The organism is Bradyrhizobium genosp. SA-4 str. CB756 (assembly GCF_000473125.1).
GTDB lineage: Bacteria > Pseudomonadota > Alphaproteobacteria > Rhizobiales > Xanthobacteraceae > Bradyrhizobium > Bradyrhizobium arachidis.
The window spans coordinates 7,922,136-7,935,895 of record NZ_KI421499.1; the positions used below are offsets into that span (position 1 = coordinate 7,922,136).

At 65.5% G+C, this 13,760-nt stretch carries 14 protein-coding genes and 1 tRNA gene; 3 read left to right on the top strand and 12 right to left on the bottom strand.

The features are described 5' to 3' along the window. Positions 1-44 precede the first annotated feature (44 nt). From BRAGE_RS0138310 to BRAGE_RS0138320, 3 genes are read right to left on the bottom strand one after another with little or no spacing between them, the layout of a single operon-like run. On the bottom strand, positions 45-929 hold the full coding sequence (locus BRAGE_RS0138310; RefSeq protein WP_027561771.1) for a bifunctional methylenetetrahydrofolate dehydrogenase/methenyltetrahydrofolate cyclohydrolase: 885 nt from the start codon (positions 927-929) through the stop codon (positions 45-47). Positions 930-939: 10 nt separating this feature from the next. Further along, positions 940-1,299, bottom strand: a complete 360-nt coding sequence (locus BRAGE_RS0138315; protein ID WP_027561770.1) for a DUF167 domain-containing protein — start codon at positions 1,297-1,299, stop codon at positions 940-942. 15 nt (positions 1,300-1,314) lie between these two features. After that, positions 1,315-1,605, bottom strand: a complete 291-nt coding sequence (locus BRAGE_RS0138320; protein WP_027561769.1) for a YggT family protein — start codon at positions 1,603-1,605, stop codon at positions 1,315-1,317. 187 nt (positions 1,606-1,792) lie between these two features. On the opposite strand from BRAGE_RS0138320, the gene BRAGE_RS0138325 reads away from it, so the two are divergent. Further along, positions 1,793-1,868: transfer RNA gene (locus BRAGE_RS0138325), tRNA-Ala, on the top strand. Between the two features lie 109 nt (positions 1,869-1,977). Here BRAGE_RS0138325 and BRAGE_RS0138330 read toward each other — a convergent pair. From BRAGE_RS0138330 to BRAGE_RS0138360, 7 genes are all read right to left on the bottom strand, one after another. Further along, entirely contained in the window at positions 1,978-2,790 is an 813-nt protein-coding gene (locus BRAGE_RS0138330) for an enoyl-CoA hydratase (protein WP_027561768.1), read from the bottom strand. A gap of 95 nt (positions 2,791-2,885) precedes the next feature. Next, positions 2,886-3,680, bottom strand: coding sequence for a glutamine amidotransferase (locus BRAGE_RS0138335; protein ID WP_027561767.1), 795 nt, complete (start codon positions 3,678-3,680; stop codon positions 2,886-2,888). A gap of 120 nt (positions 3,681-3,800) precedes the next feature. Beyond that, complete coding sequence (locus BRAGE_RS0138340) at positions 3,801-4,580, bottom strand: SDR family NAD(P)-dependent oxidoreductase (protein ID WP_027561766.1); 780 nt, start codon at positions 4,578-4,580, stop codon at positions 3,801-3,803. A 227-nt stretch (positions 4,581-4,807) separates the two neighbouring features. Further along, entirely contained in the window at positions 4,808-5,308 is a 501-nt protein-coding gene (locus tag BRAGE_RS0138345) for a TerB family tellurite resistance protein (protein WP_027561765.1), read from the bottom strand. 286 nt (positions 5,309-5,594) lie between these two features. Beyond that, the gene (locus BRAGE_RS0138350) at positions 5,595-7,004 is read right to left on the bottom strand and encodes an adenylate/guanylate cyclase domain-containing protein (protein WP_027561764.1); all 1,410 of its coding nucleotides are present in this window, start codon (positions 7,002-7,004) and stop codon (positions 5,595-5,597) included. Between the two features lie 50 nt (positions 7,005-7,054). Beyond that, positions 7,055-8,425, bottom strand: coding sequence for a cytochrome P450 (locus tag BRAGE_RS0138355; protein WP_027561763.1), 1,371 nt, complete (start codon positions 8,423-8,425; stop codon positions 7,055-7,057). A gap of 35 nt (positions 8,426-8,460) precedes the next feature. Then, complete coding sequence (locus BRAGE_RS0138360) at positions 8,461-9,831, bottom strand: hydrolase (protein ID WP_027561762.1); 1,371 nt, start codon at positions 9,829-9,831, stop codon at positions 8,461-8,463. A gap of 148 nt (positions 9,832-9,979) precedes the next feature. Between BRAGE_RS0138360 and BRAGE_RS0138365 the strand changes: the two genes are divergently transcribed. After that, positions 9,980-11,668 (top strand): MFS transporter, encoded by a 1,689-nt coding sequence (locus BRAGE_RS0138365; protein ID WP_027561761.1) that lies wholly within the window; start codon positions 9,980-9,982, stop codon positions 11,666-11,668. A gap of 6 nt (positions 11,669-11,674) precedes the next feature. Here the strand turns inward: BRAGE_RS0138365 and BRAGE_RS0138370 are convergent, their stop codons facing one another. Both BRAGE_RS0138370 and BRAGE_RS0138375 read right to left on the bottom strand, forming a co-directional pair. Next, positions 11,675-11,890, bottom strand: coding sequence for a cysteine rich repeat-containing protein (locus BRAGE_RS0138370; RefSeq protein ID WP_027561760.1), 216 nt, complete (start codon positions 11,888-11,890; stop codon positions 11,675-11,677). A gap of 174 nt (positions 11,891-12,064) precedes the next feature. After that, on the bottom strand, positions 12,065-12,373 hold the full coding sequence (locus tag BRAGE_RS0138375; protein WP_027561759.1) for a hypothetical protein: 309 nt from the start codon (positions 12,371-12,373) through the stop codon (positions 12,065-12,067). A 253-nt stretch (positions 12,374-12,626) separates the two neighbouring features. Here BRAGE_RS0138375 and BRAGE_RS0138380 point away from each other — a divergent pair, with 253 nt between their 5' ends. Beyond that, positions 12,627-13,688 carry a polysaccharide deacetylase family protein gene (locus tag BRAGE_RS0138380; protein ID WP_027561758.1) on the top strand — a complete coding sequence of 354 codons (1,062 nt, stop codon included), beginning with the start codon at positions 12,627-12,629 and terminating at the stop codon, positions 13,686-13,688. The last annotated feature ends 72 nt before the right edge of the window (positions 13,689-13,760 follow it).

The window sequence follows — 13,760 nt, forward strand, 5'->3', positions numbered from 1 at the left end:
CGCAATCCGACCTCTCCCCGCAAGCGGGGCGAGGTGAAGAAACGCTACACCGCCGGCTTCGGCAGCCCTGCGATCGCGCAGGCGGCGCGCAGCGTATTCACCAGCAGGCACGCCACCGTCATCTGGCCGACGCCGCCGGGCACCGGCGTCACTGCACCAGCCACGGCGAGCGCTTCCTGATAGGCGACATCGCCGACAAGACGGGTCTTGCCGTCCTCCTTCGGAATGCGGTTGATGCCGATGTCGATCACGGTTGCGCCCGGCTTCAGCCAGTCGCCGCGCACCATCTCCGGCTTTCCGACCGCCGCATAGACGAGGTCGGCGCGCTTCACGAGCCCTGGCAGATCGCGCGAGCGGGAATGCGCGATCGTCACCGAGGCATTCTCGTTCAGCAGCAATTGCACCAGCGGCCTGCCGACCAGGTTGGAGCGGCCGATGACGATTGCGTTCAGGCCTTCGAGCGAGGCGTGCACGCTCTTGGTCAGGATGATGCAGCCGAGCGGCGTGCAGGGCGACAGCGCCTCGAAGCCGCCGGCTAGGCGGCCGGCATTGTTCGGATGCAGGCCGTCGACGTCCTTGGCGGGATCGATCGCATTGATGACGGCCTCGGTGTTCAGCCCCTTCGGCAGCGGCAGCTGCACCAGGATGCCGTGCACGGCGGGATCGCGGTTGAGCTTTGCGACGAGCGCCAGCAGATCTCCTTGCGACACGTCAGCCGGCAGCTTGTGTTCAAATGACGCCATGCCGGCGGCCTGAGTCTGGGTGTGTTTTGAACGGACATAGACCTCGCTGGCGGGGTCGTTGCCGACCAGCACCACCGCAAGGCCCGGCACCAGATTGTGCTCGCGCTTGACCCGGGCGACCTCATCGGCGACGCGCGCGCGGAGCTCCGCGGCGATGACTTTTCCGTCGATGATCTTGGCCGTCATGTCAGTTCCCTCAGTCTGTCGATTTGGCGTCTGCTGATTTGGCTCGGGCCAGCCGGCGCAGAGCTTCGCCGAGCCGCCCCGGGTCGCCATCAACCGCGATCTGCTTCAGCCGCGCGGTGGCACCGGATAGCAGTTTTACGTTGGCCTTGGGCACGCCGAGCGATTTCGCCAGCAGCACCAGAACGGCCTTGTTGGCCTCGCCGCCATCGGCGATCGCGCGCACCCGCACCTTGAGCACGCTGCGGCCATCGGCCAATTGCTCGATCCCGTCGATATCGTCGCGGCCGCCGCGCGGCGTCACCCGCAGCGCGATGCTGATCCCTGCGGCGGAGTAGCGCCAAGGTTCCCTGAAAGCGTCTTTGGCAACCAAGGCGCTCCAGCCCGCTCAGATCACGTTGGGGTAGATGTAGTACAAAATCACCCGCTCGATGAACATGATGAGCAGAATCACGATGATCGGCGAGATGTCGAGGCCGCCGAGGCTCGGCAGGAAATTGCGAATCGGCGCGAGAACCGGCTCGGTGATCCGATACAGGAACTCCGCCACCGCCGACACGAACTGGTTGCGGGTGTTCACGACGTTGAAGGCGATCAGCCAGGACAGGATCGCGGAGGCGATCAGCAGCCAGACGTAGAGATCGAGCACGATGATGACGATGTCGAGAACGGCACGCATGGCTTTTGAAGACTCTGGCTGCGGGTGGGATTGACGTCTTTCGCTAGATATCGGTTCCCCCCGGCCCAAACAAGGGAAGTCGGTGCCCGGATGGCTAAAACCCCCTTACACCCGTCCTTGACTTGACCTTGGCGGGGACTTAAATGGCGCCCGGTTGTCGGCCGCGTTTACCAGAGCGGCCAGCAAAGGGGCCATAGCTCAGCTGGGAGAGCGCGTCGTTCGCAATGACGAGGTCGGCGGTTCGATCCCGCCTGGCTCCACCACGCTTCGCCCTTCGGGCTACGCGTGGCGCAGCCGCGCGGAGCCGAAGGGTGAAGCGTGGTGTCCGGCAAAGCCCGCAGGGCGAAGACGGACTGCCCCCGGAAAATCCCCCTACCTCCCGGTAAACCGCGGCGGCCGCTTCTCCATGAAGCTCGCGACGCCCTCCCGGAAATCGCTCCCGTTCAGCGCCACCATCATCTCGCGGTTGGCCTCAATCGTCGCTTCCGCCAGGGTCTGGAACGGCACCTCGTAGAGCTGGCGCTTGATCACGGCCATCGCGCTCGGCGAGACGAAATCGGCGAGGTCGCGCGCATAGGCGTAGGTTTCCTCGCGCAGCTTCTCGGGCGGGTAGAGCCGGTTCACCAGCCCGATCCGCAGTGCTTCATCGCTGGTCACGCGCCTCGCTGACAGCAAGAGATCCATCGCATTGGCATGGCCGACGATGCGCGGCAGCATCCAGCTGATGCCGTGCTCGGCAATCAGGCCGCGCCGCGCGAAGGCCGTGGTGAACACCGTGTTGTCGGCGGCAAAGCGCAGGTCGCAATAGAGCGCGTGGACGAGGCCGATGCCGGCGGTCGCGCCGTTGAGCATGGCGATGACGGGCTTGCCGATCGACGGATAGAAGCCGTAGCGCGTCTGCCAGTCGGGCCGGCGGTTCATGTCGAACGGCGGCAGGTTCGATGCGCGCCTGACGTCGTTGGGATCGAGCCCTTTCAGCGCATCCATGTCGGCACCGGCGCAGAAGGCACGGCCCGCGCCTGTCAGCACGATGACGCGGACATTGTCATCGGCGCTCGAGGCTTCCATTGCATGGCGTACATCGCGCTCCATGATCGGCGTCCACGCATTCATGCGATCGGGACGATTGAGCGTGATGGTCGCGATCTTGTCGCTCACCTCATAGAGAATGTGCTCGTAGGCCATGGCGCTCTCCCTTTGCCGGCACGCGTTCGCGCGTGCTCGTTGGCAGCGAGCCTAGCATATAGAGGGAAGAGGCAAGAACTTGCGCGAAGGCGCGATCACTCGGCGGCTTGCGCCAACACCACGCGGCGCGCCAGCCAGCCGTCGATGAAATGATCGAGCCAGGCGCGTTCCGCCACGTCGTACACGGCGCGATCCGCGAAATGATGATGCCGCTCGCGCGCGCCGGGCGCGCTGAGGCCGTCATAGCCGCGCGTGGTCCAGCAATGCATCATCGCGTAGGTCACATCAGGATGGAACTGCACACCGAAGGCATTGTCGGCGCGGAACGCCTGGATCGGAAAATCATCGCCTTCCGCCAGCAATTCGGCGCCCCGCGGCAATTCGAAGCCTTCGCGATGCCAGTGATAGACCTGCGCCGGCCAGTCCGGGCAGAGCGCGTGTCCTGCGGCAGTCGGGCGGATCGGATAGTAGCCGATCTGGGTCAGCGCCTGCGCATGCGGCGCGACGCGCGCACCGAGCTGCATCGCCAGCATCTGCGCGCCCAGGCAAATGCCGAGGAACGGCCGCTGTTCGCGGAGCGGAATTTCAATCCAGTCGATCTCGCGGCGGATGTAGTCGTCGGGATCGTTGGCGCTCATCGGGCCGCCGAAGATCACGGCGCCGGCATGCCGGTCGAGCGTTGCAGGCAAGGGATCGCCGAAGCGGGGACGGCGAATGTCGAGGCGATGGCCGAGCGTGCGCAGCGCGTTGCCGACGCGGCCGGGCGTCGAGGATTCCTGATGCAGGACGATCAGCACCGGCAGAAGGGGTTCGGAGGCGGCGGCGCCCGGCGCCCTCTTTCGGAAGGGCACCAGTTCTGCGCCACCAAACCTGTCCGTCCGGAACGACATGGCCTTTGCGAGTGCTATCGGTCTAGTTCGCCAGCATAGCTAAGCGAAGGTTAACATCGTGTGAGTTCGCGCACACACGCCTCGAGATTAAAGCAAGCTCCGGGCCACTACGGGGCTTCTTCAATGCCGCTGGCGCTGAAACCGGCTGGTGGCCGACAGGATGAAGCCGCGCGGGAAGAATCGCAGCGCGAACGGCACGATCTTGATGCCGAGGCCGGGCAGTACTGCCCGTTTGTTGGCCATCAGGCCGCGATAGGCCTCACGCGCAACCTCAGTGGCCGACACATTGAGCAGGGCCGTATCATGGCCGGAGCCGACGCCGGCGCGCGCCTGGAATTCGGTCGGCACCGGACCCGGGCAAAGCACGGTGACGCGAACGCCGCGCGGCGCGAGCTCCGCCCGCAAGGCTTCGGTGAGGGAAATCACATAGGCCTTCGACGCGTAGTAGACGGCCATGCCGGGGCCCGGCAGGAAGCCCGCGACCGATCCGACATTGAGCAGACCGCCCTTGTTCCTGATCAGCTGATCGGCAAAGCGCAACGACAGATCGGTCAAGGCGCGGACGTTGACGTCGACGATGCCGACCTGCTCGTCGCGGTCGCGCTCGATGGCATCGCCGAACACGCCGAAGCCGGCGTTGTTGACGAGATGGTCGAGCTCGACACCTTCGGCCGCAAGCGCCGCGGCGATCCTCTCGCCAGCGTCGTTGTCCTGGAGATCGCAGGCGATCACGATCGGCTTCTTGCCGCACTTCGCGGACAGCTCGTTCGCAAGGGCCTCGAGCCGGTCCGCCCGTCGCGCCGTCAAAGCAAGGCGGTGGCCATTGGCGGCGAACACGCGCGCCAGCTCCGTACCTATTCCCGCCGAGGCACCGGTGATCAACGTTACCCGCTCAGTCACGATCGACGTCTCTTGAATTGAAGTGTTTTGGCCCCGCAATGGCGGAACGAGAGCATAGGCCGTGCGCGACAGGCAAGCGGCGCCGGCAGCATGGCTGCTTGAACGGGCGGCAGGAGCGCGGGAAAGCTGCGGAATTTGCAGGTGAATCCGACACCGGCGCGGCGGCGGTTACATTAAAGTTTCGTCATGTGGTCGATACAACCGGCAGGCCGCCGGGCCTAAGCGGCTCAGCCGCCGATCGCGTCGTCCTTGACCTGACCGCCATTTTGGCCGCCGGCGCGCTCGGCGATGGCATGCTTCAGGTCGATGCGGTCGCGCTGGGAGATCCCGAGCAGGTCGGAGGCGCGCCAGACGACGTTGTCCTCGAACTCGGTGACCTGGCCGTCCGCATAAACCAGCTCCCACATCATCCGGACGATGCGCTTGCGGCCCTCTTCGTCGAGCGAGCGCATGATGACGCTGGTGAAATGGTAGAGATCGACCGCCTCGCCTTCGACCTGGGTCGCATCTGCGATCAGCCGGTCCGCGGTGCCGCGATCGAGCCCGAAATGGCTTTCGATCAGGCTGTGCAGCTTGCGCTGCTCGGCCGCCGTCGGCTGGCCGTCCAGCGACACCACGTGGACCAGCAGCGCCGTCGCAGCCAGGCGATAATCGCTGTCGGCGAACGCGCGATTCTGATCATGCGGGGCGACAATGTCGGCGATGAATTGGCGCAGGCCGTCGAGCATATAAGGTCCTACCGAAATCGATGACGCCGCAACAAGCGCGGCCGTGACCAGCATTATATGAGCGGGAAACCCAACCGGCGCAATGTGCGGCAGCTCCGCGCGCCGCATTACGTTTCGGCAATCTGTTCTCTCCGTCAAGTCCGGGCTTTCCACGTATTTCCGCGAGTAGGCGTGGATGCCCGGGTCAAGCCCGGGTATGACGGCGGAGAGAGTGTGGCGCGCACGTCATTGCGAGGAGCCGTTGCGACGAAGCAATGATGGAGATAGTGGCAGCGCCGTCAGCTTCTCACGGTATCTCGTACACCACCATCTTGTCGGCGATGCCGCGCAGCGCGGCCTGCTTCTGGATCGGCTTGATCGCGCGCCGCTCCAGCACCTCGGCGACCGCTGGGGCATCGAGCACCGGGCCGGTGATGTGGATCTCCTGCGCGGTCGAGAGGCTCTGCACGCGTGCGGCGATGTTGACGGTCTGGCCGAAATAATCCTGCCGCTCGTTGAGCATCACCGCGAGGCATGGCCCTTCGTGGATACCGATCTTGACGATGAGGTCGGCGGTGCCGCGCTGCCTGTTGAGCTCGTCCATCGCCGCGCGCATCCGCAGGCCGGCGACGATGGCGTGCTCGGGACGGACGAAGGTCGCCATCACGGCATCGCCGATGGTCTTCACCACCGCGCCCTTCTCGGAGGAGATGATCTCGAGCAGCGCGTGGAAATGCGCGCGCACGAGATCGAAGGCGGCGAGATCGCCGACGCGCTCGTAGAGCGCGGTCGAGCCTTTCAGGTCGGTGAACAGGAAGGTGAGGGAGGTGATCTGGAGCCGCTGATCGAGGCTGAGATTGTCTGCCTTGAACACGTCGCGAAAGGTCTGGTTCGACAGCATGCGCTTGGCGGTGAGGAACGGCTTGCGCTTGCCGATGAGATGATGAAGTGCCTCGGCCGCGATGAACACCGACGGCAGCACGCGCACGCCGGCCTGGTTCTCCAGCGACAGCCGCAGCGGACCCGGCCGCATCGTCGTGGTCCCGGTCGGCGCCTGTACCTTGTTGTACATGATGGCGAGCTGCTGGCGATCCTTGGTCGGCTCGCCCTGGACGTCGATGAACTGGGCGGCGTGCGTCACCGGCTCGAAGATGATGATGAAGTCGTTCGGCAGCTGCAGCGACATCGTCGCCTTCTCGCCGGCCGGCAGCTCCATCGTATCCAGCGTCACCTCGTTGGCCAGCGTCGCGAACGATTCCTTGTTGAAGTCGACGCCGGAGCTCCAGAACACCTGCTTGAAATACTCCCACACCGGCAGCGTATCGGGGGCATGCGCGGCGATGCGCCGGACGCGCGGATTCACGGTGAAGGAGACCTCGACCTGATCGTCGACCGAGGCCTTGTAGCCGCAGGCGCAGAGCGCGCAGTGATAATCGTCCGGCTTGAGCGCCTTCAGCGTCGTGTGGGCGCCCAGCACGCCGCCGCAGCCGGGGCACAGCACGTTCCAGCCGAGATCGAACAATCCGAGCCGCGCCGCGTGCAGGAAGGCGGAGATCGCGTGCTCTTCGTCGACGCCATGGTGCTTCGCGAAGTCGAGGACATTGACGCGGTTGAGCTCGTGATCCTCGCCGTCCGCGATCATCCGCGCGATCTCATCGACCACCTTGGCGTCGGCGGTCTGCTTCAGAACGGAAAACTGGGCCTGGATGTCGCTCATGGCGCAACTCTATCTCTCTTGGATCACGCCATCGGCCAGGCCATCGCCTGTCACCGACGCGTGATGCGGAACATGGGTGAGTGGTCCGGCTGGGTCGTGACGACGCCGAGCGGAATCACTGGATTTGTCGTATCGGCGAGCTCGACGCGGAACGCGCCGATCAGCCGCGCCAGCGCCAGCACCGATTCGGCCTGCGCGAACGGCGCGCCGACGCAGACGCGCGGCCCCGCGCCGAACGGCAGATAGGCGAAGCGATCGGGCGCCTCCGCCGACATGAAGCGCTTTGGAATGAACGCATTCGGCTGGTCCCACAGCTTCTCGTGCCGGTGCAGCAGCCAGGGCGCGATCATGATGATGTCGCCCTTGCCGATCTCGACGCCGGCCGCGTTGTCCTTCTCGCGCGCCGCTCGCGCGACAAGGAAGGCGGGCGGATAGAGCCGCATCGTCTCCTCGATCACCGCGCGGGTGAATTTCTGCCGGTCGATGTCGGTCATGCTGTCGAGATGCTCGCCGCGGGTCTCGAGTGCCACCTCCTCCTGCGTCTCCGGATCGAGCGCGAGCAGATAGAGCGCCCAGAACAGCGCCGTCGCGGTGGTCTCATGACCGGCGAGGATCATGGTCGCGACCTCGTCGACGAGCTGCTCGTCGGAAAAACCCTTGCCGGTTTCAGGATCGCGCGCGGCGTCCATGAGATCGAACAGGTCGCGCGGCGGCGCGTCCGCCTTCTTGCCTGCGGCGCGCCGCTCGGCGATCAGCGTCGCGACGAACTCGGTCCAGCGCTTGCGGAAGCGGGCGCGGGCAAGATCCATCGGGGTCGGCCAGGACACCGGCAGCACCATGTCGAGGAAATAGGGCCGTCCCAGCCGATCGGCATATTCCATGACGAAGTTGCGCAAGGTCGGCCCGTGCCGGTCCATGCCGAACGAGAACATCGTGCGCCCGGCGATCTCCAGCGTCATGCGCTGCATGACCTCGCGCAGATCGACCGGCTCGCTCGTGCGCGTATCGAGCTTGGCGATGGTCTCGTCGAGCACCGCGGTCATGTGCGGAACGAGGTTCGCGGTCGCGCGCGGCGTGAAGGCCGGCGCGAGCGTGCGGCGCTGAAACGTCCAGGAATGGCCTTCCGCAATCAGAAGGCCGTCGCCGAGCACGGGGCGCAGCATGCGGATGCCGGCCGGCGTGCGCGTGTAATTCTCGTAATTGCTGAGCAGCACGTGCCGGATTGCATCCGGCTGGTTCAGGATGAAGCTGTTGCGGAGGAAGAAGCGGCCCTTGATGACCTCTTCCTCATAGGCGCGCTGGCCCCAGGTCGCGATCATGTTGCGCCTGATCACGGCGACCCGGCCGAGGAACGACATGTCGTCGGGCGCACGCGGCGGTGCCGGAGGGACGATGGGCCGACGCACGCTGGCGATATTCATGGCTCCCTCCCGAGAGATATGGCGCAGGTCAATAGCTAGTAAGTCAGCTCGGCAATCGCAATCCTGTTCTCGGCGGCAGGCCAGAGCCGTGCCACAATCCGTTCTTCGCCAAATTGGGCCACGATGTTACGCCCAACCTCGCTGGCGGGAAGACGCAAGGTTGCTGCCGCATCCGTGGGCACGCCCGGCTTGACGTCGGCCGGCTCCTGGCCGTCGAACAGCACCACGTCCCGCGGCAGGCCGAAATAGCCGCGCGGGCGCGACATGATCACGACCGCGCCGGCATCCTTGTCTGCCGGGCCGAGCGGGCGCGCAGGCCTGAGGTGCACGACGTCGGACGAGCGCGGGAAGGGCGAGCGGTAGATGTGCGTCGTGGGCGCCTCCGGCGAGGTCAGGACGAATTCGAGCGACCATGAAGGATCGACCTGCGCCACGCCCCAGCGGCCATCGGCTCCGGTCTTCGTGCTGTGCACCGCATTGCCATTGCGCTCGCCGGTCTGGGGATCGACGCGGAAGACATCGACGGTTGCGCCCACAACCGGACGATTGGTCGGCGCGCCGCCCGGCGTGCCCGTGACGAGGCCGCTCAGCCTGACGCTCTGCTCCGGCATGATCGCGATCCGCGCCGGCTCGCGTCCCGCGATGAACTTGTAGATCTCGCGGAAGGCGCGCGGGTGGAACGCCACCTCGCGATGGTCGAGCGCGCCGAGCACGAGATTAGTGGCGCCCTTCAGCTCCGGCCCCTCGTTGGTAACATTGGTCGGCGTGCCGGGCTTGCCGATGAAGCGGCCGTCGGCCTGCGCATATTTGTCCATGCCGTCGCTGCGCAAGGTGAGGAAGGCCGTGCCCGGCGTCACCTCGCTCTCGCCCTCGTTCAGGCCGCGCAGGAACGGGCCGCGGCCGTTGAACTCGTTGTTCAGTTGATCGTCGGTTGCGAACACGCCGTGATTGGGAGTGCCGCACAAGACGGCGTGGCTGACATCGCCGGCGCCGCCATTCCTGATGACGTAGCGGATCGCATTGCCACCGCGCGAGCTGCCGACCAGCGCCACGCGAGGAGCGCCAGTCCGGCGCTTCAGGTCTGCGATGGCGGCGGCAAGCTCGCGGCGCTGGTCCTCGGTCGAGGAGCGGCCGGCCTGCTCGACCTTGTCGTCGCTGCGCGCCAGTGGATCAGTGAAATTGATCGCCATCATGCGATCACGCGCGATGCCGTTGGATTCCATCCGCCAAAGCGTCGTCATCCAGAGCGCGTCGTAGTCGCCATTGCCATGGACGAACAGGATCGGCGGCACCTCGACGTTCTGCGCCGCGGGCGCGGTCTGGGCCAGCGCCCCCGTCCGCAAGCTCGCAACCGCGAAAGGCAGGCTGCCCACCCCTTGCAGGATCGTCCGTCGCGACAGCTTCATCTGTTCCTCCCCGGCAAGCCCATCTTTGCACTGCTTATACCGGCCTAACCACTGGACAGCGAAGGACTTTCGCGGGCATCACTGGTCTTGCCGGAATCACCCGAAGACCACTCCAAGCCCACTTCTGCCAGCCCATATGGAAGGGGATATGACCGAGCAGCCGAACCGTCAGAAAATTGCGGCCGACGGCATTACCGCGCCGCTGCGGTATACCGTCTTCCGGCGCATCTGGCTCGCCAGCCTGCTCTCCAATCTCGGCCTCTTGATCCAGGGCGTGGGCGCGGCCTGGGCGATGACGCAGATGGCGGCCTCGGCCGACCAGGTCGCGCTGGTGCAGACCGCCTTGATGCTGCCGATCATGCTGATCTCGATGCCGGCCGGCGCGATCGCCGACATGTACGACCGCCGCATCGTCACCCTGGTCTCGCTCGCGATCGCGCTGACCGGCGCGTCCGCGCTGACGATCCTGGCCGGGCTCAAGCTGATCACCCCGGAGACGCTGCTTGCCTTCTGCTTCGTCGTCGGCAGCGGCAACGCACTGTTCGGTCCGGCCTGGCAATCCTCGGTCAGCGAGCAGGTGCCGCCCGAAGCATTGCCGTCGGCCGTCGCGCTGAACGGCATCAGCTACAACATCGCGCGCAGCTTCGGTCCGGCGGTCGGCGGCGTCATCGTCGCCGCGCTCGGCGCGGTGGCCGCCTTTGCCTGCAATGCGATCCTCTATCTGCCGCTGCTGGTGGTGCTGCTGTTGTGGCGGCGCGTGGTCGAACCCTCGCGCCTGCCGCGCGAGAAGCTCAACCGCGCCATGGTGTCCGGCTTCCGCTACATCACCAATTCGCCGCCGATCAAGATCGTGCTGTTGCGCACGCTGGTGATGGGTCTGATCGGCGGCGCCATCATGGCGCTGATGCCGCTGGTCGCGCGCGACCTCCTGCATGGCGGCGCGCAGACCTACGGCATCATGCTCGGCGCGTTCGGCATGGGCGCCGTCGTCGGCGCGCTCAACATCCACGAATTGCGCAAGCGCATGAGCGGCGAGGCCGCGATCCGCGCCTGCACCATCTCGATGGCCTTCGCGATGGCCGCGCTTGCCGTCAGCACCGAGCCGGTGCTGACCGCGGCGGCGCTGGTGCTCGCCGGCGCAGTCTGGATGGCGGCGGTCGCGCTGTTCAACATCGGCGTGCAGCTCTCGGCGCCGCGCTGGGTCGCGGGCCGCTCGCTCGCGGCGTTCCAGGCCTCGATCTCCGGCGGCATCGCGATCGGCGCCTGGGGCTGGGGCCATCTCACCGACTATGCCGGCGTCGAGGTCGCGCTGCTGGTTGCCGCCGGCCTGATGCTGCTCTCGCCGCTGCTCGGGATCTGGCTGACGATGCCGCGGGTCGGCGCCCGCAACGAGGATGCCGACGTGCTGGCCGATCCCGAGGTGAAGCTGTCGATCACCGGCCGCAGCGGACCCTTGGTGGTGGAGATCGAATATCGCGTGTCCCAGGAGAATGCGCGCGCCTTCCACAATGTGATGCAGGATGTGCAGCTCTCGAGGCAGCGCAACGGCGCCTATGGCTGGTCGATCGCACGCGACATCGCCGATCCCGAATTGTGGACCGAGCGCTATCACTGCCCGACCTGGTTCGATTACTTGCGCCAGCGCAACCGCTCGACCCTGTCCGAACGCGCGCTGCATCAGCAGGCGATCGATTTCCACATCGGCCCCGAGCCGGTGCGCGTCCGCCGCATGCTGGAACGGCCGTTCGGCTCGGTACGCTGGAAGGAAGAGACGCCGGACCGCGCGAGCAAGGAAGTGCTGCCGGTGGTCGCGACCGCGGCGGGGAGCAGTACGTAAGCCTCGTCACTGCCCGTGGTCGGTCAGCACCTTGTCGCAGGCCTTGCTGAGGCGGGAGCGGTTCTGCTTGAGACAGGCGAGCACGGCACCATCGCCATTGTTCATCACGGCGCGGCAGTGACGGCTGACATCACGCGCGCAGGCATCGTGACCGGGCTGCTGTTGCGCGGATGCAGCCGATGCGCAGAGGAGCAAAGAAACAGTGAAAAGAAATCTGGTCATCGCGTAATGCCTCTACCCGGAAAGAAAGTCGGGCGAAGCTAGTGCGACGATCTCTCAGCCGCAACGGCTTTATTGGCAGCAGACATCTTCGTCGCCGCGTGGCCCCGGGTTGATACCGGGGCGCATCGCGTAGGGAGCTCATAGATCGCAACGCTCGCGGCGTTGCAAGTTCTCTTAATGACTGTCCTGGGCGTCAGCGACCTTGCGTGAAGCGCCCTTGGCGAGGTCCTTGTCCATCACCGCGCGGCAGCCGGCGCTCAGATCGGAGCGATGCTTCATCATGCACGCGGTGATCTTCGGAATGTTGGGGATTTCCGACGAGCAGAGGCGGAAGGCATCGCCGGTGCACATCTGCTGGGCTTCGGCCGAGAAGGCGAAGCTCGAGGTCGTCGACACGATCGAGACGATGGCGGCAAAGCCCAGCGCCAGGCTGGTATCGCGAATCTTGCTACTCAAGGACTGGGCCGAGATGGACTTGGTCATTTGAAGCTCCCATTGGCACCGCGGACAGCGGGCCCGTTGTTGATGGGAACTACGATGCTCCGCCAAAACAGTTTCCACTGTGATGACGGTCACGGGCAGGCCACCCTCTGTGACATCGGTCACTTTGGCGCACCCCACTGAAATTCCACCGCATCCGCTGTCGTGTTGGTGTCACGTTAACTGTTCCTTCGCATTAATGGCTCGTCGCGCGGGGGATTCCGCCGGTTTGGTTGCGTAATTGGAAAGAGTAGCGATGCGTAATGCGTTGGGCCTGATGCTGGCCAGTGTAGTTGCCGCGGTCCTCATCGCCGCCGGCGGTTGGTTTTATTATTCCACGCGCGCCGACCAGGGCGCTCCCAAGACAGTTGCCGCCCGTGCCGCCGATCCGCTTCCGGCACCGGCGAAGCTCGCCGCCAAGGACGACGTCGAGACCACCGCCACGGTCGCGGCCAAGCCGACCGCATTTGCCCAGGCACCCGCGCCTGCGCCGGCACCGATCATGCCGGTGCAGCCGAAGCAAGCCTGCGCCAATCCGAACGCGCTCGGCGTCTCGCGCGTGGTCGAGATCGACACCACCGGCGGCCCCGGCTTCGGCTTCGATCATTTCAAGCAGTTCGACTTCCTCACCGACAAGGAAGTCGTGCTGACCTTCGATGACGGTCCGTGGCCGGTGAACACGCCCGCGGTGCTGAAGGCGCTCGCGGATGAATGCACCAAGGGCCTGTTCTTCTCGGTCGGCAAGCATGCGACCTATCATCCGGAAATCCTGCGCCAGGTGCTGGCCCAGGGCCACACGGTCGGCACGCACACCTGGTCTCACGTCAATCTGAACGGCAAGAAGATGACCGAGCAGATGGCCAAGGACGAGGTCGAAAAAGGCATCAGCGCGGTGAAATTCGCGCTCGGTGCCAACCCCGCGCCGTTCTTCCGCTTCCCTCAGCTTCAGCACAACCCGGCGATCGTGAGCTATTTCGGCACCCGCAACGTCGCGATGTTCTCGACCGACATCGACTCCTTCGACTTCCGGAAGGGCGCGACGCCGGAGAAGATCATCGAGACGGTGATGACGCGGCTCGACAAGCTCGGCAAGGGCATCATCCTGATGCACGACTTCCAGAAGCACACCGGCGAAGCGATGCCGGCGCTGCTCGCGCGGCTCAAGGCCGGCGGCTACAAGGTCGTGCAGATCAAGGCCAAGACGACGCTTCAGACGCTGCCGGAATACGACGAGGCGCTGATGAAGGACCTGAAGGTGCCGACCGCCAGCACGACCTTGCGTCCGATCTCGAGCGTGGTGCAGACGGTTTCGCAGTAAGCTCGGGACAAATCCAAACCTCCTGCGTCATGGCCGGGCTTGTCCCGGCCATCCACGTTCTTGGGCCTGCGT